This is a genomic window from Alteromonas sp. C1M14, from assembly GCF_018860965.1.
Taxonomy (GTDB): Bacteria; Pseudomonadota; Gammaproteobacteria; order Enterobacterales; family Alteromonadaceae; genus Alteromonas.
On the sequence record NZ_JAHKQF010000015.1, the window covers coordinates 777,032 to 795,776 of the forward strand.

15 protein-coding genes and 1 rRNA gene are annotated in these 18,745 nt (G+C 45.4%); 14 read left to right on the top strand and 2 right to left on the bottom strand.

Going from position 1 to position 18,745, the window contains the following annotated elements:
* The first annotated feature begins 94 nt into the window (after window positions 1-94).
* The 14 genes from KO501_RS18510 to KO501_RS15770 all read left to right on the top strand — a co-directional run bounded on the left by KO501_RS18510 (window position 95) and on the right by KO501_RS15770 (window position 17,070).
* Window positions 95-1,282, top strand: a complete 1,188-nt coding sequence (locus tag KO501_RS18510) for a methyl-accepting chemotaxis protein (protein WP_216030599.1) — start codon at window positions 95-97, stop codon at window positions 1,280-1,282.
* A gap of 86 nt (window positions 1,283-1,368) precedes the next feature.
* Complete coding sequence (locus tag KO501_RS15710) at window positions 1,369-1,734, top strand: response regulator (RefSeq protein ID WP_216030600.1); 366 nt, start codon at window positions 1,369-1,371, stop codon at window positions 1,732-1,734.
* A gap of 20 nt (window positions 1,735-1,754) precedes the next feature.
* Window positions 1,755-3,755 carry a chemotaxis protein CheA gene (locus KO501_RS15715; RefSeq protein WP_216030601.1) on the top strand — a complete coding sequence of 667 codons (2,001 nt, stop codon included), beginning with the start codon at window positions 1,755-1,757 and terminating at the stop codon, window positions 3,753-3,755.
* A 15-nt stretch (window positions 3,756-3,770) separates the two neighbouring features.
* Window positions 3,771-4,607 carry a CheR family methyltransferase gene (locus KO501_RS15720; protein WP_216030602.1) on the top strand — a complete coding sequence of 279 codons (837 nt, stop codon included), beginning with the start codon at window positions 3,771-3,773 and terminating at the stop codon, window positions 4,605-4,607.
* Complete coding sequence (locus tag KO501_RS15725; protein WP_216030603.1) at window positions 4,600-5,211, top strand: chemoreceptor glutamine deamidase CheD; 612 nt, start codon at window positions 4,600-4,602, stop codon at window positions 5,209-5,211. Before KO501_RS15720 ends, KO501_RS15725 begins: the two co-directional genes overlap by 8 nt.
* 11 nt (window positions 5,212-5,222) lie before the next feature.
* Window positions 5,223-6,269, top strand: a complete 1,047-nt coding sequence (locus KO501_RS15730; protein WP_216030604.1) for a chemotaxis response regulator protein-glutamate methylesterase — start codon at window positions 5,223-5,225, stop codon at window positions 6,267-6,269.
* Between the two features lie 180 nt (window positions 6,270-6,449).
* On the top strand, window positions 6,450-6,815 hold the full coding sequence (locus KO501_RS15735; protein ID WP_216030605.1) for a response regulator: 366 nt from the start codon (window positions 6,450-6,452) through the stop codon (window positions 6,813-6,815).
* Window positions 6,812-7,396, top strand: coding sequence for a chemotaxis protein CheC (locus KO501_RS15740; protein WP_216030606.1), 585 nt, complete (start codon window positions 6,812-6,814; stop codon window positions 7,394-7,396). Before KO501_RS15735 ends, KO501_RS15740 begins: the two co-directional genes overlap by 4 nt.
* Window positions 7,396-8,664, top strand: a complete 1,269-nt coding sequence (locus tag KO501_RS15745; RefSeq protein WP_216030607.1) for an ATP-binding protein — start codon at window positions 7,396-7,398, stop codon at window positions 8,662-8,664. The genes KO501_RS15740 and KO501_RS15745 overlap by 1 nt, the downstream gene beginning before the upstream one ends.
* Before the next feature lie 136 nt (window positions 8,665-8,800).
* Window positions 8,801-10,609, top strand: a complete 1,809-nt coding sequence (locus KO501_RS15750; protein WP_216030608.1) for a GGDEF domain-containing protein — start codon at window positions 8,801-8,803, stop codon at window positions 10,607-10,609.
* Window positions 10,610-10,612: 3 nt separating this feature from the next.
* Window positions 10,613-12,991 (top strand): DNA polymerase II, encoded by a 2,379-nt coding sequence (locus tag KO501_RS15755; RefSeq protein WP_216030609.1) that lies wholly within the window; start codon window positions 10,613-10,615, stop codon window positions 12,989-12,991.
* 102 nt (window positions 12,992-13,093) lie between these two features.
* Window positions 13,094-13,306, top strand: coding sequence for a hypothetical protein (locus KO501_RS15760; RefSeq protein WP_216030610.1), 213 nt, complete (start codon window positions 13,094-13,096; stop codon window positions 13,304-13,306).
* Window positions 13,307-13,425: 119 nt separating this feature from the next.
* The gene (locus KO501_RS15765) at window positions 13,426-16,710 is read left to right on the top strand and encodes a winged helix-turn-helix domain-containing protein (RefSeq protein WP_216030611.1); all 3,285 of its coding nucleotides are present in this window, start codon (window positions 13,426-13,428) and stop codon (window positions 16,708-16,710) included.
* The gene (locus tag KO501_RS15770; RefSeq protein WP_216030612.1) at window positions 16,711-17,070 is read left to right on the top strand and encodes a DP-EP family protein; all 360 of its coding nucleotides are present in this window, start codon (window positions 16,711-16,713) and stop codon (window positions 17,068-17,070) included.
* Window positions 17,071-17,127: 57 nt separating this feature from the next.
* On the opposite strand, the gene KO501_RS15775 is transcribed toward KO501_RS15770, so the two are convergent.
* Window positions 17,128-18,075 (bottom strand): sensor domain-containing diguanylate cyclase, encoded by a 948-nt coding sequence (locus KO501_RS15775; protein ID WP_216030613.1) that lies wholly within the window; start codon window positions 18,073-18,075, stop codon window positions 17,128-17,130.
* A gap of 430 nt (window positions 18,076-18,505) precedes the next feature.
* A 5S ribosomal RNA gene (gene rrf / locus KO501_RS15780) occupies window positions 18,506-18,621 on the bottom strand.
* Between the last annotated feature and the right edge of the window lie 124 nt (window positions 18,622-18,745).

Sequence of the window (18,745 nt, forward strand, 5' to 3'; positions counted from 1 at the left end):
GTGAATGTGGGTAGGTGTGTCCCATTATTCAATGGAATTCCCTCCGGCGGGGTTTTCTAAATCGCCATAGGCAGTAACACTTGCGGAACGAAAAATGAATAATAACGTGTCTTTTGTAGCAGGCTTAAGAAGTACCCCTCTATTGGCCTATGTCGCGGCGCTCATCAGCTTGGCGGTGGGTATCGGCTTACTGTATGCGGGTTTAGTATATCCAGCTATACTTATTACATTCGTTGGCACCTTTTTATCTGCTCGCCTCAATGACGCGCCAGCGCCAGTAACTTCAGCCCCTATTGACGCTCGCGATGCCACTGAATTCACGCCCTCCAGCATGGATGAGGATTGGTCTGATATTTCCCTCAACATGACCACGGTACTCGACGACTGTGAACAAAACATGTCAGATATTTTTAACACCCAAAATGATGCGGTAACGACCTTAAGCGACGCCTTTATGAACCTGCAACGGCTTGTAGGTGAACAAAATAATTGTATTACCTTATTAATTCACGCCGATGCCGATAGCGGAGAAATGTACTCCAACAGAATGCGTAAGTTTGCCGATGAAACAGAAAAATCTCTCGATAAATTTTTGTCATCCACGGAAGTGATTTCGCAAGGAACCACCACGATTTTAGAAAAGGTCAATCGTATTTATGACACCATGCCCACAGTGCTTAAAGCATTGGGCGACATAGATGATATCTCTTCTCAAACTAATTTGTTGGCGCTAAATGCCGCCATTGAAGCCGCTCGTGCCGGTGAGGCCGGACGAGGCTTTGCCGTGGTTGCTGACGAAGTAAGGGCCCTCTCTAATCGCTCCACTCAATTTAGTGGCGTAATCAAAAAGCAGATGGAAAACATTGGCGTTCAAATCGATGAGCTTACTCAAGATGTAAGAACTCTTGCCGCCCAAGATACAAGTTACATCATTGAAGCTAAACGAGATATTCAGGGTGAGCTCGATCAAATCATTGTTAAAGCAGAAAGCGATGCACAAACCACCACAGAATTGGAAGGCATTTCCACTCAGCTAGACAGCGCCATTAGTGCGGCTATCCGAGGCATGCAATTTGGCGATATTAATGGCCAGAACCTTACCTATACGCAGGAAATGCTGCGATTCGTCAACGAACAATTGCCTCTAATGGGTCAGGGCGAGACCGCGCGCATAAAAGACAATTTTAATAGGTTTCAAAATAACATGAAACAACGGGCCAATGTAGACCATAACCCGGTGTCGGCCAGTAGTGTAGATGCAGGAGAAGTCGAGTTTTTTTAAGCGCCTTTGCACACCAACCTTAAGTAAACGAATTAACTAACCAACGCCTTCACTAAGGCCAATTTGAGAATAAAGCCGGGAGTACTATGAGCAAGAACATCCTTATCGTTGATGATTCACCATCAATAAGACAGATGGTGGAAGTCACATTAAAGTCCGCCAGTTATCCTGTTACAACTGCGGTTGACGGTCAGGATGCACTGGATCAATGCAAGTTTAAGCGTTTTGATTTTGTGCTCACTGATCAGAACATGCCACGGATGGATGGGCTTACGCTTATCAAAAATCTTCGCGGTATGACCGCTTATGCCCGAACTCCCATTATTGTACTGACAACCGAAGCCGGTAACGATATGAAAGCCAAAGGCAAAGCCGCTGGCGCTACGGGCTGGATGGTCAAGCCCTTCGATCCAGCTAAACTGCTTGCGGTTGTTGGCAAAGTCCTCGGTTAGTTATTTTAGGAGGCAGTCACATGTCCATCGATATAGAACAATTCCACGCCGTGTTTTTTGACGAAAGTCAGGAACACCTGGATGACATGGAACGACTGCTTATGGCGTTAGATGTCGAAAACCCTGATCTTGAAGAGCTAAATAGTATTTTCAGAGCGGCCCACTCCATTAAAGGCGGCAGCGGCATATTTGGTTTTGATGCCCTCATGGGGTTAACCCATATTATGGAGAATTTGCTCGACAAAGCGCGCAATCAAACCATATCCCTTGATGTTCCTACGGTCGATTTGTTCTTAGAAACCGTTGATCTGCTAAAAATTATTCTGGATGCATACCGTTCCGATACGCCGTTACCCGAGCAAGATATTGAAGCTGGATCTGCCGCTTTGGAAAAGGCGCTGGCAAACAGTGACCAACACGCTGGCGCAACACCGAATCAAGGCAGCCCTAGCGAAGAGTCCATTGAAGGGTTTGGTTTCTTTGATGACGATGATGACAACAATGAAGAGATAGACGGTTTTGGCTTTTTTGATGACGACGATGACGCCACCGTTACTGGTGATACCGAAATCCACGCTGAGCAGCCGACTGATAACAGCCAACAAACCCATGATGCAGCGTTAGCTGCCCCATCTGAAAACCAGCCAAAGAGTGAAGAACTACAAGGGTTCGGCTTTTTTGATTCGCCCCAACCTAAGCCTCTGTCTAAAGAAGACAAAGACGGTTATGGGTTTTATAAGCCGCTAAAAGAGGTTACCGAAGATGCCCGCGCGGCGCAAAAAGGTGTACCTAAGCAGCCAGCAAACGTTAAAAGTAAACCGGCAAGTGGGAATAAAGAGGCATCGTCTATACGTGTAGATACCGCAAAAATTGATGCTATGGTCAATTTAGTCGGAGAGTTGGTGATCACCCAATCGATGCTGGCAATGATTGGTGATGAAGTAACCGGCGCGGTAGGACAAAAGTTACAATCGGCCATCGCCGAATTGCAACGCAATACCCGAGAGATTCAAGAGTCCGCCATGTCCATGCGCATGTTGCCTGTGAACATGACCTTTAACCGCTTTCCTCGAGTGGTTCGCGATCTTTCTACCAAGCTAGGTAAGAAAGTGGAATTACTCATTGAAGGCGGTGCGACGGAAATCGATAAGAGCATGATTGAAAAGCTTGCCGACCCACTCACTCACCTTGTTAGAAACAGTATTGATCATGGAATCGAAACCACCGAGGCCCGTCGAGCTGCAGGTAAAAATGAAAAAGGCACGGTTACCTTACGGGCAGCACAAAAAGGTAGCACTATCTTAATCAGTATCATTGATGACGGCGCAGGGCTAAGCAGAGAACGTATTTTAAGTAAAGCAGAGGAAAATGGGTTAGCTGTTTCACCGGACATGCCAGACAGCGAAGTATGGCAATTGATTTTCCAAGCCGGCTTTTCCACCGCGGCAGAAGTCACCGACGTTTCTGGCCGTGGCGTAGGCATGGATGTGGTCAGGCGAAATATCGAAGCCATCGGTGGGCGTATCGATATTGAATCCCATAAAGGACTAGGTTCAGCTTTTCACATACATTTACCCCTAACCTTAGCCATTGTTGACGGTATCTGTGCCGCCGTAGGTGATCAAACCTTTGTGATCCCACTAGTGAATATTGTGGAGTCTTTGCAGCCAACCTCTGAACAAATCAAGTTAATAGGTAATGACCATTTACTTTGGATCCGCGATCAATATTGGCCATTGTTGGCCGTGCATAAAACCATGCATATAGACAATGCCATCACCCATCCATCTAAAGGAATTGTCGTTTTGATGGAAAGCGGAAAGCGTCGCTTCGCCGTACAGGTCGATTCCCTGCTAGGGCAACAACAAGTAGTGATTAAGAGTTTAGAACAACATTACCGTAAAGTACCGGGGATTTCCGGCGCCACTATTATGGGGGACGGGCAAGTCGCCATGATTTTAGATGCAGACGCCGTTGCAGACTTGTGTTCGCCAGCCACTACTGAGGAAGCGGCCTCATGACACAGAGCCAGGTACATGGCTAGGCACGATCAACAGGAGTTCGTCTACGAACCCGATGATTTTGAGCAAATAAGACACGCCCTGTACCTCAAATCGGGGATCCGGCTTATCGACAGCAAGGATACTCTTGTGTATAGCCGGCTGACACCGCGATTGCGCGCATTGTCTTTGCATAAATTTAGCCATTACCTTTCTTATCTAAACGCCACCCCGGATGAAGATGAGTATTTCATTAATGCCCTTACCACTAACCTCACATCCTTTTTTCGTGAACCTCATCATTTTGATACGCTAGCGACCTATTTACGTCGCAACCCGGGGAGCAAAACCATTTGGTGTGCAGCAAGTAGCACCGGAGAGGAAGCCTATTCCATTGCCATGACCGTGGCAGAAGTTTTTGGTTGCTTTGATAACCCCGTTACCATCATTGCCTCAGATATTGACAGTGAGGTACTGCGCACAGCCAAACAGGGGATTTATCGGCGCGAGGCTATTGAAAAGCTTTCTTCAGAGCATAAGCGGTGCTTTTTTCACCGCGGAAAAGGCACCTATAAAGACCAGGTGCGAATCGTACCGGAATTGGCCAAAAACGTGAGCTTTCGTCGCATTAATCTCATGGAACCGAATTGGCCATTAAGCGGGCCTGTGGACATTATATTTTGCCGCAATGTGATGATCTACTTTGATAAACAAACCCAGCTTACCATTTTAAAAAGAATGGTCGCATTAATGCCCGACAACGGTATGTATGTGGCCGGACACTCTGAAAACTACAATAAGAACCCTGAGTTAGTGACACCCGTGGGAAAAACCCTTTACCGACCAAACCGAGAAGTACAATGTTATGGCTAACCGCTTTGTTAACGGGAAGGCAATCGATGCCAATGTTTACTACGACCCTCGATTTGTTCAACAGGCAATAAAAGTATTGCCCGGAGAGTATTGTGTAACCGACAAGGACACCATGCTGGTAAGTGTGATCGGAACTTGCGTGTCTGCCTGTTTGATCGATGTAAAAAATAAAATTGCCGGTATAAATAACTTTTTGCTCCCCTCTCATGTCCATTACGACGATCCCTTCGGTGAAGCAGCGCGTTTCGGCATGAATACCGTTGAGCAACTCATCGATGAAATGATGAAACAGGGGGCAGACAAACGCCACCTACAAGCTAAAATTTTTGGAGGGGGTAATGTGGTGTCCGGGCTATCGGCAATCAACGAAGGCCGTCTCAATGCGGATTTTCTTGCCCGTTACTTAAGACAAGAATCTATACCCGTTATTGCCAGCGATGTACTCGGCGATGAGGCAAGAAAAATTTATTTTTTCCCAGAGACAGGGCAAGTGTTAGTGAAGCGTATAAAACAGTATAACAACTCCACAATTATGGACAGGGAAAGTGCATTTCGCATGCGGCTACGACAATCACGAGAAGAAGAAAACATTGAATTTTTTTAAATAGGTAAGCCATGACTATAAAAGTACTTGTTGTAGACGACTCTGCATTAATTCGCAGCTTGCTTGGTGAAATCATCAACCATGAACCTGACATGACACTGGTGGGCGCCGCGCCTGATGCTTATGTTGCAAAAAAAATGGTGCAGGATTTTTCTCCGGATGTCATCACCCTCGATATTGAAATGCCTAAAGTAGACGGCTTACGTTTTCTTGGTGTGTTAATGAAGGCCCGTCCTACCCCCGTCATTATGATTTCAACGCTGACAGAATCAGGGGCTGATGCCACCATGCGCTCCTTAGAACTTGGCGCAGTGGATTTTATTCCTAAACCTAAACTTGGGGTTGTGCAAGGAATAGAAGACTATCGCCATTTGATACTAACCAAAATACGAACCGCAGCGAGATCTAAAGTACGACAACCTCAAAGCCAGCCTACTCAGGTCACCTCCAACCTCAACTATTCAGGCACTGAAAAAATCATAGCCATCGGGGCGTCTACCGGTGGCACCGAAGCCATTAAAAGTATTGTGCAATCGCTACCGGCAAATGCACCGGCCACTGTGATCACCCAGCACATGCCACCTGGCTATACCAGCACGTTTGCCCAGCGGCTAAATGCCTGTAGCAAACTGAAAATCGTGGAAGCCAAAGGCAACGAACGGCTGTTACCAGGACATGGCTATCTTGCGCCGGGCGACAGGCATATGCTGATAGTACGTAGTGGTGCCGACTATCGAATTCAACTTAATGACGGTGAACGCGTAAGCGGTCACCGCCCCTCAGTAGATGTAATGTTCCACTCGCTGGCACAAACCGCAGGCAATAATGTGGTGGCTTGTTTATTAACTGGTATGGGTAAAGATGGTGCCGAAGGCCTATTGAGCCTGAAAAATTTGGGCGCCTATACATTATGTCAAAACGAAAACACCTGTGTGGTATTTGGAATGCCTAAAGCCGCCATTGCATTGGGGGCAGCCACGAAAGTACTGCCGCTGGAGAATATTGCTCAATCCATGGTGTCACAGCTGCAAAAAATGCAGGCCGGCAGTCGACTTTAACGTAAATAACCAAGGACAAATGCGACTAAAAGATAAAACAAAGAAGAGCATGCTCATCTATACTTATCTTCGTATCGCAGCCCGGTTATTATCATTTTAGGGAGTCGCACTCGGTAGCTAGGCCGTAAACAGAGTGCAAAAAAGATAACTTTTACACTCCCACATTGTTTGGAGATTAGCATGGCAGTACCGCTACTAGTAGCTGACGACTCGCGTCTTTCAAGACGCTGTGTTGTAAAGGCCCTTCCGCCTGAAATCGAGTTCACCATTACCGAAGCCAGTAACGGTAAGGAAGCTATCGAACACTTAAAGCACAATGAATGCAAGTTGCTGCTTTTAGATCTCACTATGCCCGAAATTGATGGTATTGGCGTGTTAGAGTTTTTATCACAATCGGATATCTCGTTAGACGTTATCGTCATCAGTGCAGACTTTCAGCCTGAAAAACAACGATTAGTGATGGACCTAGGGGCGCGTAAATTTATTAGAAAGCCGTTAGATAGCGAAGAACTGGCCATGACACTGTTTGAACTGGGGTACTTATGAACTCGGTGATCACCCTTAGCGAAGACCAAAGAGATGCCTTACAGGAACTAATGAATATTTCCATGGGGCAAGCGGCAAATTCCTTGGCACACCTTATTGAAACCCAAATCGGCATATCCATTCCTAAGATATCGTCGGTGACCCCTTCAGAACTCTTTACCATGATTAAGCAGAGCAATGACGGCTTCTACACCCGTCAATCATTTCTAGGGGATATTCAAGGGGAAGTCATGTCGGTGGTGTCTCACCATGGGCTGACCGAAGTCGCGAGCTTGTTGGAGTATGAGGCCCCCTTAAGTCAGGCCGATACAGAAGAAACCATTTTAGAGTTGTCGAATATTTTAGCAGGAGCTTGTCTCGCTGGCTTATCTAGCCAACTGGAACTGGTGACAAATTTAAATATGCCGACGTTATTTTCTCCTAACAAGGCCTCCTTTGTCGACTTAAACTGGCAACACAGTCTTGTTATGGAAGTACAGTTTGACATTGAACTTTCGTCTTTTTCCATGCGCGTGGTGTTCTGTTTAGACCGTCCATCACTGATCAAGTTAACCGAAACATTAGATGAACTGCTAAGCTAATGTTTGAGCAGTTAGTTGGCAAATTACCGGTAGGGATCTGCATCGTCAATGAAGCCTACCAGGTCATCTTTCTCAACCACTTTTTTCTTGATCGAATGCCCTCCCAACCGGCGCAAGACTACATCAGTACCCCCGTAACCACATTGTTTCCCGAACAAGCAAAGTTTCTTAAGCGCAGAATAAAATCTGTTTTTGTTTTACAACACCCTAGCTTCAGTTATTGGCAACAACGGCCCCATATTTTTCCTTTTAAAAGTAGTCGCCCGATTACGGGGGAAGAAACACAGATGTTTCAGAATATGGAAATCGTGCCGATTTCGTCACCAGAACACGGCAAGCTAGCCTGCATTTTCTTACAAGATGTCACCGCCCAAGCCAGCTATTACCTTGCTCAGCAAGAACTAGCCGCCGCCTTAAAGAAAGAGCACGAAGAGCAACTGGCACTAATCAAAAAGCTCGATAGCGCACAAAGCCAATTAATTCAGGCTGAGAAAATGGCTTCTACCGGGCAGTTAGCGGCAGGCATTGCCCATGAAATCAATAACCCCATTGGCTTCGTCACGGCAAATTTAGACACCTTACGGGAATATGGTGAGCACCTCATTGGCCTTTGTGATGCCCTGCACAACCGTATTTTGGCACATCAAGAAGCTCCCCCCATCCCTGTTGAACAATTGCTTGATGACTATCACTACGACTTACTAAAAGACGATATGCCTCCTCTTATTGATGAATCCCGAGAAGGTTTAGATAGGGTCAGGGATATTGTCGAAAACCTTAAAAAGTTTGCTTTAGAAGATACCGGCGGTTGGCAAAGCATTAATCTTAACGACACACTAGATCAAATGATCCAGTTGATCAGTGTGCAATACAAAACTCCGGTATTTAAGGTGACCAGCCACCCTGATGTTATCAACCTTTACTGCGAGCCAGGCAGCCTGAAGCAAGCCGTGATGAACATCGCCCTTAATGCGGCTCAAGCTATCGAGGGTAAAGGCTTTGTTAAAATTGAACTAAGGCAAAGCGCGGTGTCCACATCGATAAAGGTTATTGATAACGGAAGTGGGATAGAAAACCAGCACGTTAAGAAAATATTTGATCCTTTCTTTACCACTAAACCGGAAGGTTTAGGGCAAGGATTAGGACTATCGGTGGCATACACCGCTATTGAAAAACACCAAGGACGCATAACCGTAAGCAGCAATCTTGGCAAAGGTACCGTGTTTGAAGTTATTTTACCGTTAATCGAACCAGTACCTGAGACGTAAGTATTTGATATAAGAATGAGCTACAGGCTATTATTCTGCACAATCTGTGCAACCATGCCTCGTAGGACATTTAATGGCGCAAAGCGTAAGGTTATTTTGTTTTCGGCTGCGGTGTTTCACCTTCAGCTTTTTGCTTATGTGCTTTTCTGTTCAATCTGCACCTTGGCATGCCAACGATGCACTTTTACTTAAAGACATTCGCGTGAACCCACAACGTGTTTTAGACTCGCTGGCTCAGGCCCCTTCTGAGCAGTCACCCAAATCTAAAGCCATTCGCTTTTATATTGAAAGCCGCGCCTATAGCGCGTTAATTTTACATGAGAAAGCCCGTCAATCTGCTTTAGGCGGGCTAGCGCTTGTCAGTGACACAAACACCCCCTTATATCACTACCTAACACTGGCCTATGCCGAAGCCATGGATGGCGTAGGCAACGCTGAGGATGCGCTTAAACAAGCCCAAATATCCTTAACGTGGGCATTGCAACACGGCGACGACGACCTAATGGACTATGGGCTAAGCGTCAATGGTTATCTGAATATTACCCTCAATAACTTTGCCGAAGCCTTACGCTATTTTCAGCAGGGGTACCAACGTCATCACAATGCAGAGTCTATGTTCCAACAAAGTGATTTTGCCGCAATGCTGGCGCTGGTTTACGAATATCGACAAGAACCCGCCCACGCTATCTCCTATTACACCGAAGCTGAAAAGTACTACCGAGACAATGACGTAACCCTTGAATTGGCCAACACGTTATTTGGGTTAGGTAAAAACTATATACTGTTAGATGAGATTAACGATGGCCTTTCGTTATTTCTAGAATCGGCGGACTTAGCCCTAGAGATACAAGATTTACAAGGTGCGGCGTATAGTTATGAAGCCATTGCATCGGTACTGATCAATAAGGCGATGTTTGAAAAAGCCGGCTCTTTTCTTGATGACGCCCTTGCGCTTTTTACCCAGGCCGAAAACCCATTTATGCAAATCAAAGTGCTAGGGGAAAAAGCGACCATTGCCCTGGCCATGAATTCCCCTAACAAAGGGTTGGATTTTCTCGCCCAAGCCGATGCCCTGATTGACGGTGACTCTTTTCTTTCTCAGCGTATCGCAATTAACGATATTCGCGCACAAGCCTTTGTGATGTTAAACGACTATCAGTCAGCTTATGAAGCATTGGCTCAAAATAGGAAAAACCGCTTGCGCTGGCATAAAGAAGTAAACTCTAAGCGCTTACTCGAACTTCAAACTCGGTTTGAATTACAACAACAACAAACAAAGAATGCCCTGCTAGAAGAGCAAAACTTACGCCAGCAGAATCAAATTAACAACCAACAAAAAATCAAACATTTCACCATCTTACTCATTGCTTTATTGTTGTTGGTGACGGCATTGTTATTTTGGTTATTTATTAATACTAAACGCCATCAAAAACGGTTAGAACAATTGGCAAATAGCGACAACCTCACCGGTTTACTTACCCGTAGAAAAGCCATGGAAGATGCTGAACAGCAATTTCAACTGGCGATTCGGCATAAAACACCGCTGGCCAGTGCCATTATAGATTTAGATCATTTTAAACAAATTAATGATAATTTTGGCCATCAAACGGGTGATAAAGTGCTACAACTCTTTGGCGCTTTGGCGCAAAAACACTTCCGTCAAACAGACATCCTAGGCCGCATCGGCGGCGAAGAGTTTTTGTTTATGTTTCCTAATACTAGCGTGAAAGAGGCCAAAGAAATGCTACATCGCTTCTCCAGCTTACTCACTACCATGGGTGACACCCTTAACAATCAAGAGTTGAATATTACGATTTCGGTGGGGTTGGTCGCTGCAGAGTACTGTGATGATATTACCCAGGTCATAGCACAAGCGGATGGTGCCTTATACCACACTAAACGAAATGGTCGGAACTTTATTAAAGTTGCCCAACTTAGTGCATAACTGATGACCCCTAATAGCGCCCCCCACCTTCCGCCTCAGGGACAAGGGTTAATATTAAGCCGGCGCACGCTGAGACGACAAAATAAAGACATCATCGAACTTTGGCTGGCTACTCCCCAAGGCGCGGTATGTGTACACTCTAACGAGCAATCTAGCGTGTGCTTCGCCGCCAAAACTCATAGCGCTTCCCTTTATACCCTCATTAAACGTCACCAGTTAGCCATACAAATAGAAGATAGGGCCTTTCAAACCCTCGACCATGAACCGGTGATCTTACTGCGCAGCGAAAATGAAATGACTCAGCATCAGTTAAGGCGTTATGCTGAGGCAGAAAACATTGTTTTATTTGAAGCTGACATTAAACCCGCGGATCGGTTTCTTATGGAACGGTTTGCCTACGGAGCAGTAAGTTATAAAGGGACACCCAATCACCACACCATTGTTGATGCCAATGTAAAAGGTTGCCAATTTCGTCCAGAGTTAAAAAGTGCTTCCATTGATATTGAATGTGATGAGCATGAAAATCTGTTTTCTATTGCCATTGCCTCTGACAAGGGTAATTACGTCTTTCTTAACTGCGCCCATACATCGTCAGACATTCTGCCGCCTAAAAACTTGACCCTTCAATGCTTAAAAGACGAAAAGCAAACCCTGCTCACGTTTTGCCAAACCCTCATTCATCTCGACCCTGATATTATTCTAGGCTGGAATGTAAAACAGTTTGATATGGCCGTTTTGTATCGCATGGCCGAGCGCAACAATATCAAGTTAAAAATCGGACGCGCAGGCTCTGCGTTGCATGTAAGAAAGTGGGATGATGGCACCCAAGTGGCCGTTGACGTGCCTGGCCGCTGTGTAATTGATGGTATCGAAGCGCTAAAAACAATGACCTATCAATTCGAGCGCTTTACCCTCGATAATGTGGCTCATGAACTCCTCGGTAAAAGGAAGTTAATCCAAAGCGACGACCGTCTTGAAGAAATCAAACAACTGTACAAACAGACACCGGATAAACTGATCCAATACAACCTACAGGATTGTATTTTAGTTAACGACATCGCCGCTAAAACAAAGTTAATTGATTTTCTGGTATTGCGCAGTGCTCTTACTGGATTAGACATGAGCCGTCCTGGGGGCTCTGTCGCAGCGTTTATAAACGTATATCTACCCAAGCTGCACCGGGCAGGATATGTGTCGGGGGTACGGCCAAAATCCGGCGGCTTAGCCAGTCCAGGCGGATACGTAATGACCTCGAAACCAGGCTTGTACGAAAATGTGCTCGTGCTCGACTTTAAAAGTCTGTATCCATCTATCATTCGCACCTTTCTTATTGATCCTATGGGTCTAGCAGAAGGACTAAAAGCGCCCGATAAGGCCATTAGCGGATTTAAAGGCGCCTGTTTTTCAAGGGATAAACATTTTCTTCCAGCCATCATTACCCGGCTTTGGGCCCAACGTGATGAAGCGAAACGTACCCATGATACGGCGCGCTCTCAAGCGATTAAAATTTTGATGAATTCATTTTACGGCGTGCTAGGCAGTTCAGGCTGCCCGTTTTACGATCCTCGATTAGCCAGCTCCATTACCTTACGAGGCCACGAGATCATGCAAACCACGGCGAAATGGATTGAAGAGAAAGGCTATGAAGTTATATACGGCGATACCGATTCAACCTTCGTTCATATTGGCCAAGCCTGTGATGAAAAAGAAGCGCAAGACATTGGTCACGATTTACAAAACACCATCAACCAACGTTGGCAGCACAAGCTTGAACAGGAATTTAACCTACCCTGTCACCTAGAAATTGAATTTGAAACCCACTTCCATCGCTTTTTTATGCCAACCATTCGCGGTTCTGAAGAAGGCAGCAAAAAACGCTATGCGGGGGTCACCGTAAAGGGGAACAAGAAAAAACTCATTTTTAAAGGTCTTGAAAACGTACGTTCCGATTGGACTCCCCTGGCCCGACAGTTTCAAGAAGCACTTTACACCCGTATCTTTGACGAGATGCCCGTCACCGAATTTATTGTCGAACAATTACGTACCTTACGACAGGGGAAATCTGATGATTTGCTGGTGTACAGCCGACGACTAAGAAAGCCCCTTTCCAGCTATACTCGCACCCAGCCTCCTCACGTCAAAGCGGCACGACACGCCAATGCCCAGAACCTAGCTGCAGGCAAGCCACCCCGCTATCAAAATAGCACAACGGTACAGTACGTCATGACGATGCAAGGACCCCAAACCGTTGAACATGCAACGGTGCCTTACAATTATGAACACTACGTTGATAAGCAAATTAAACCAATCGCAGACAGTATTCTTGCTGCAATAGGTCAACATTTTGATGACATCGACAATCAGCAATTGGGGTTATTTTAACCACTTGCCGCGAGCCCCCTGCAATCAAACGCACAGTCATTCCACCCATACCAGTATTTCGCTATAAGTGAAGGCGTAGATTTGAATAACATGGTAATGCCAATGACGCAGTGGAAACTATTTTTCAATATAAAGAAATGGGGCTTTGTTTATAAGCATTTGGGGTTACTAGGTTTTGCTTGGGTAGCGAGTTTGCTATTTTATCACCTAGACTTTATTACCCACCACCAAGTGCCCCTCACTATGTTACTGGCCTTCTTTTCGTTGGAGTGGATGCAATTATCTCAATCTCGCACCTCCAACGAACAAACTTAGATCAGCAAAGCTCGCTAAATTAATCAAATTGCTGGCCTTTCTAGCCAATATGAATGAGTATTGTTGTTAACAACAATAAGCGTAATGGTTGACGGGATAGTACAAGATTCCGTTAGTAGATGATGAATACAGCGCAGTTTCATATTGGCGAATGGCAGGTCGATCCCTCTGACAACAGCGTCACGAAGGGGAAAGTTAAACGTGTGGTCGAACCCCGAGCGATGGACGTTTTGCTTTTACTTTGCCAACAACACGGCGAGGTTGTCAGTAGCGATGAAATTATCTCCCAATGCTGGGTAAATATCGACGTCGGTGACAACCCTGTTCATAAAGCCATTACCCAGCTGCGCCGAGCGCTAAATGATAAGGCCACCGCTCCTCAATATATAGAAACCATCCGTAAGCGTGGATACCGCATTATTGCGGACGTGGACTTCATTTACGATGAACAAACTAAAGCCGCGGGGGCAAGCTGGACTCAGGGCTCGCCGTTTCCCGGATTACATGCGTTTTGTGAACAACACGCCGATGTGTTCTATGGCAGAGCCAGTGCTGTCGATGCATTAATCCACCTTTTAAAAAAACAGCTGACCCAGCGACAACTTCTCACCGTTATTTTAGGTCCAAGCGGCAGTGGCAAAAGCTCGCTGGTTAACGCCGGATTACTTCCGCGCCTGAAAGATTGTCATGGTCATCACGGCATACAGGTTATCAGTGATACCCGTATCGATGGCGCAGACGTCTCACCTTGCCAGCTATTTATAGAACTGGCCGGTGCTTTACTCGACTGGGAAATCAGCGAGACACCTATTTTTGAAGGTTATAGTGCCGAACAGTTAGCAAAACAACTACAAGATGAACCCGAAGTGTTACGAGAACACTTTGAATCCCGGTTAAATTTACTGACACCTAACGCCACCGCTCCGGCCTGCATATTGATTTTTGATCGACTGGAAGCCGTGCTTTCTCATCAGCACATCAGCCAGGCAGAAAAAGAATTATTTTTTCACGTCGTCGACTGTTTATCCACAGGGACATCCTTGTTGGTTTACCTTATCTGTCGAAATGATTTCTATCCGTTGCTATCCCATTACCCTGCGCTTATTCAGTTGAAAAACCGAGGTGGGCATTTTGATTTATTGCCTCCCTCTGCCATCGAAATGAGTCAAATGATTCGTTTACCCGCGGCGGCTGCGGGTTTGCTTTGGGAAAGAGATCCTCATACGGGCGTGGGCTTGGATGACCGCTTATGCATGGATGCGGTTAACCACCCCGACGGCTTGCCTTTACTACAGTACACACTGCAAGAACTGTATTTGCAACGACAGGGCAATACGCTACAGCTAAGTACCTATAACACCTTAGGTGGCGTAGAAGGTGCCATTGGCGTAAAGGCAGAAAGCCTCTATGCTTCGCTAGAAGCCCCGGTTCAAAAAGCCTTTGCTTCGATCATGTCAAAACTCATAAACCTATCTTACGGTAATGAGCAATTAACCAGTCGTTCGGTACAGTGGCGTAGTTTGCGTTCCCCCCATGAAAGAGTCTTTGTGCAACACATGGTGGAGCAGCGCCTTTTTGTGTCTCATTTACATCAATCAGAAGCCTGTTTTAATGTCACTCACGAGGCATTGCTACGCCGTTGGCAAAGGGTGCAGGATTGGGTAAAGCAACACCAATCAGCCCTCACAATAAAAAACCGACTTGCCCTACAAACCCAGCAATGGGTAGGGGATAATCGCAGTCGAGCCTTCTTGCTATCAAGAGGCAAACCTTTGGTCGAAGCCCTCGAATTACGCCAAGATGTCATTATTCCCCTTACTGATGATGAACATGCCCTGATAGACGCCTCTGTACGCAGCGTGAACCAAAAAGGCTGGTTAAAGCGGGGCATTGTGGTCGCATTGACGTGTTTGACTCTCTTTGCCTTTGTGGCGCTCATTAACAGTCAGCAAGCCCAGTCGATGGCAGAGCGAAAAAGGAAAGAAGCAGAAAATTTAATGGGGTTTATGATCGGCGATTTCGCCGATAAGCTTCGTAGCGTAAAACGTATGGACTTACTTGAGGGGATCAGTAAACAGGCACTGAAATACGTCGAGCAATCCCAGCAGGACAATGATCAGGGCTTTTTTTCCCCTTCACTGCCTCCTCCTAGCTTTGAATTGCGTTTCCAACATGCTTTATCGTTACAAGCTATGGCCGAAGTTCGCTATTACCGGAATAATGTCAAAGAGGCCAAACAATTTTATGAAGAGGCCCAAACACGACTAACGCAATTGTTAAAAGAAGCCCCTCATCATTTTGAATTATTAAAAGCCGCCGGTGCCAATGCATTCTGGTTAGGCCAAATTGCTTATGACAAGCAGGATCTCGACACCGCCCAACAGGCATTTAGTCGTTATACCGCCCTAAGTAATAAAATGGTCGATTTGTATCCAGACAACGCTGATGCGCAACTAGAACTTTCCTATGCCTACAATACCTTGGGCAGCGTGGCATTCGAAGCGCAAAACTACGAACAAGCCCTCGATTACTTCAAACAATCACTGGTAATCAAAAAACATCATCTCGCCTTTTTAGACGATACGACCCAAGCAGAAATCTATATAAACGATACTTACTCGTGGATTGCCAGCACGCTAATTAACCTAGGAAGGTTATCCGATGCCATTGCCAATATTGAGTTAGCAGAACAACGGGCGCGCTCCCTTTACGAAAAAAACAACACCAATGCCGCAGTAATAGAAGCCTACATTTACACTTTAGAGAGACTTGCTGACTACTTAACCTTGCGGGGTAACTACGAAAAGACCGTTTCGTTATTGCTGGGCGCTAAAAAAGCGGTGAAGGCGTTACTCCAACAAGACGCAGACAACAGTACATGGAATAACGATAATGCGAGGGTCACGGTGTCGTTGATGAAAGCGCTCTTGTATGCAAACCATACCTCAGATTCCGTAGACTATGGAAAAACCTTAGATGAGCTTGAGCGTGTTACGTCTTCCGAAGATATCACCCACACTCTGAACCTCTCCCTTGCCGCTTTTTATCAAGATGAGAATCAATGGGCAAAAAGTAAACGCATACTTAATGAGTTAAACCATACCAAGGAAACACAAGATAGCGGCAATGGCAGGACTAACGAGCGAATTAGCACCTTGGTATTACAGATACGACAAAGTCACCATGAGGGTGAAGAAGTAAAGCTGCAACAATATTGCCGAGACTTAGACGGCGTATCTGAGGTGCAAATGACACTGAATGCCAATCCTAACTATTTAATTGCCAACACCTTCGCAGCCCTGTGTTTAGGTAAACAAACTAAAAGCCAACAAATGTTGGTACAGTTAGCGGACCAGGACGTCACTGTCCCGCCCTATTTCAGTATCTTTAACAAGGAGAAGTAAATGGCTTTATGCACTTATAACTATACGGTTTCGGTCAATACGCAAAAATCCCCTCCGGTATATACCATCTATGATTCTGATGATAACCCTACCGATGGCCCGCTTTCTGTAAAGAATAAAAATACGGTGATTACCTATACGTTAAACAAAGACAGTAATCATCTTCGATTTATTGAACCTGAAATTTCCGGCGACCCGGATCACGATCTTTCCTACACCCTGTCGGCAGATGGTCAAACCCTCATTATTATTGATGCCAACACCGATGAGGAAGACATTTGTCTTAAACTGGTTACTATTCCGGGACGACAGACCTATATCAGCCCTGATCCCCAGATCTTAAATCGCCCTAAGTCCTAACAGTCATTCGGTGATAGACCCCGTTTAACAAAGAAGCTGCGCTTTGCTTCTTTGTTATTATTCTAAACAAATTTGATTTCTACCCTGAGATTTCGCTCGATACAGTAGAACATCGGCGGCATCAAGAAAAGAAGCCACATTTTGAAAACGTTGATTAACCTGAGTAGCCACGCCAACACTCACGGTTAAAAACGGCACAGACCCCGTGGATAATTCTTTAAAGGTCAATTGGGCGATGTGTCGCTTAATCCTGATAGCCAACAGATGGGCGGTATGGCTGTTGCAATGGGGTAGAATTAGCGCGAACTCTTCTCCCCCGTAACGTGCAGCAAGCGCATCACGATGGGGTAAACTGAGTTTAATGGTCTCGCCTATACGTTTTAAACACTTATCCCCAGCTAAATGACCAAAGGTATCATTAACTTGCTTAAAATGATCAATATCCAAGAGGATGAGACTTAAAGGCGTGGATTCGCGATTTGCAGAAGTCCAATGCTGATCTAGCATTTCGGCAAAATGATGCCGATTAGCAAGGCCGGTTAGTTGATCAGTGGTCGCTTTTTCTTTAAGCACTGAAAACTCCGCTTTGTGGGCAGTTAAATCGTGAATAATACAAAGATAAAGCGCGTCACTATTATCGGTACTTTTCTCTAATAAGGAGATAGATAAGTCAACAGCCACACTGCTACCGTCTTTTCTGACCAATCTAACCTCTTGTGGGGCTGTGCTCAGATCCACCGCACAGCCGTAATTAGCACTTGAGATAATCTGTTTTTTCAAGGTTAGGCAAGTATCACTGATATATATAAGAATGCTCTCGCCAAGTAATTCTTCGCGCCGAGCACCAAATAAAGTGGCGCCATGATTATTGATAATTTCAATATGTCCGCGAGAAGACAAGACCAATACAGGTTCATTTATAAAATTAACCATTCTAGGTAAATTTGCATCACCGTAATTTGGAAACACATCCTTACTTAACACTTCACGTTTGTTGTCAGCCATCTTATTAACCCCGTCTAACGCCCCAAAGAGAAAGCCATAGTACGAGATTGTGCAAACCGATACCTTCCGGAAACCTTACCTATTAACTATTTGTTTTATATATGATATTTAGAACATCAAACGCAAAAAAGCCACCTTTAAACGTCGCTTTTACTTGCCTTTTAAGCCTGCAGCGTGCTGCATTCAGATAAGGACACCCATAACCTAAGCAAATAAAGAGTGTTATTTTTGCCCTGTGAACAACGCAGGCTAGAAGTGTGGTTGGGAACAAAGCATCAGTAGGGTTCAGGCCATTGCAGTGGCACGCCATTGCCATATACACAAAACGTGGGGGAAAGGCGGTTGGTTTTGCCTAAATCGGCGAGGCATTTTTAATGCCTCAAACGCAAAAAAGGCCACTCGTATGAGTGGCCTTTTTCTTGAATTGGGAGCCTGGCGGTGTGCTACTCTCACATGGGGAAACCCCACACTACCATCGCCGCTAATGCGTTTCACTACTGAGTTCGGAATGGGATCAGGTGGTACCACATCGCTATTGCCGCCAGGCAAAAAACTTTGTTTAACAATTTCGGAAAGCTTGATATCAATGTCAATCAGAGTAACTACTACTCTAACTTACTTAAATTAGTCAGTCATTTAACTTACAACACATAAGTATAAAGCTACTTAG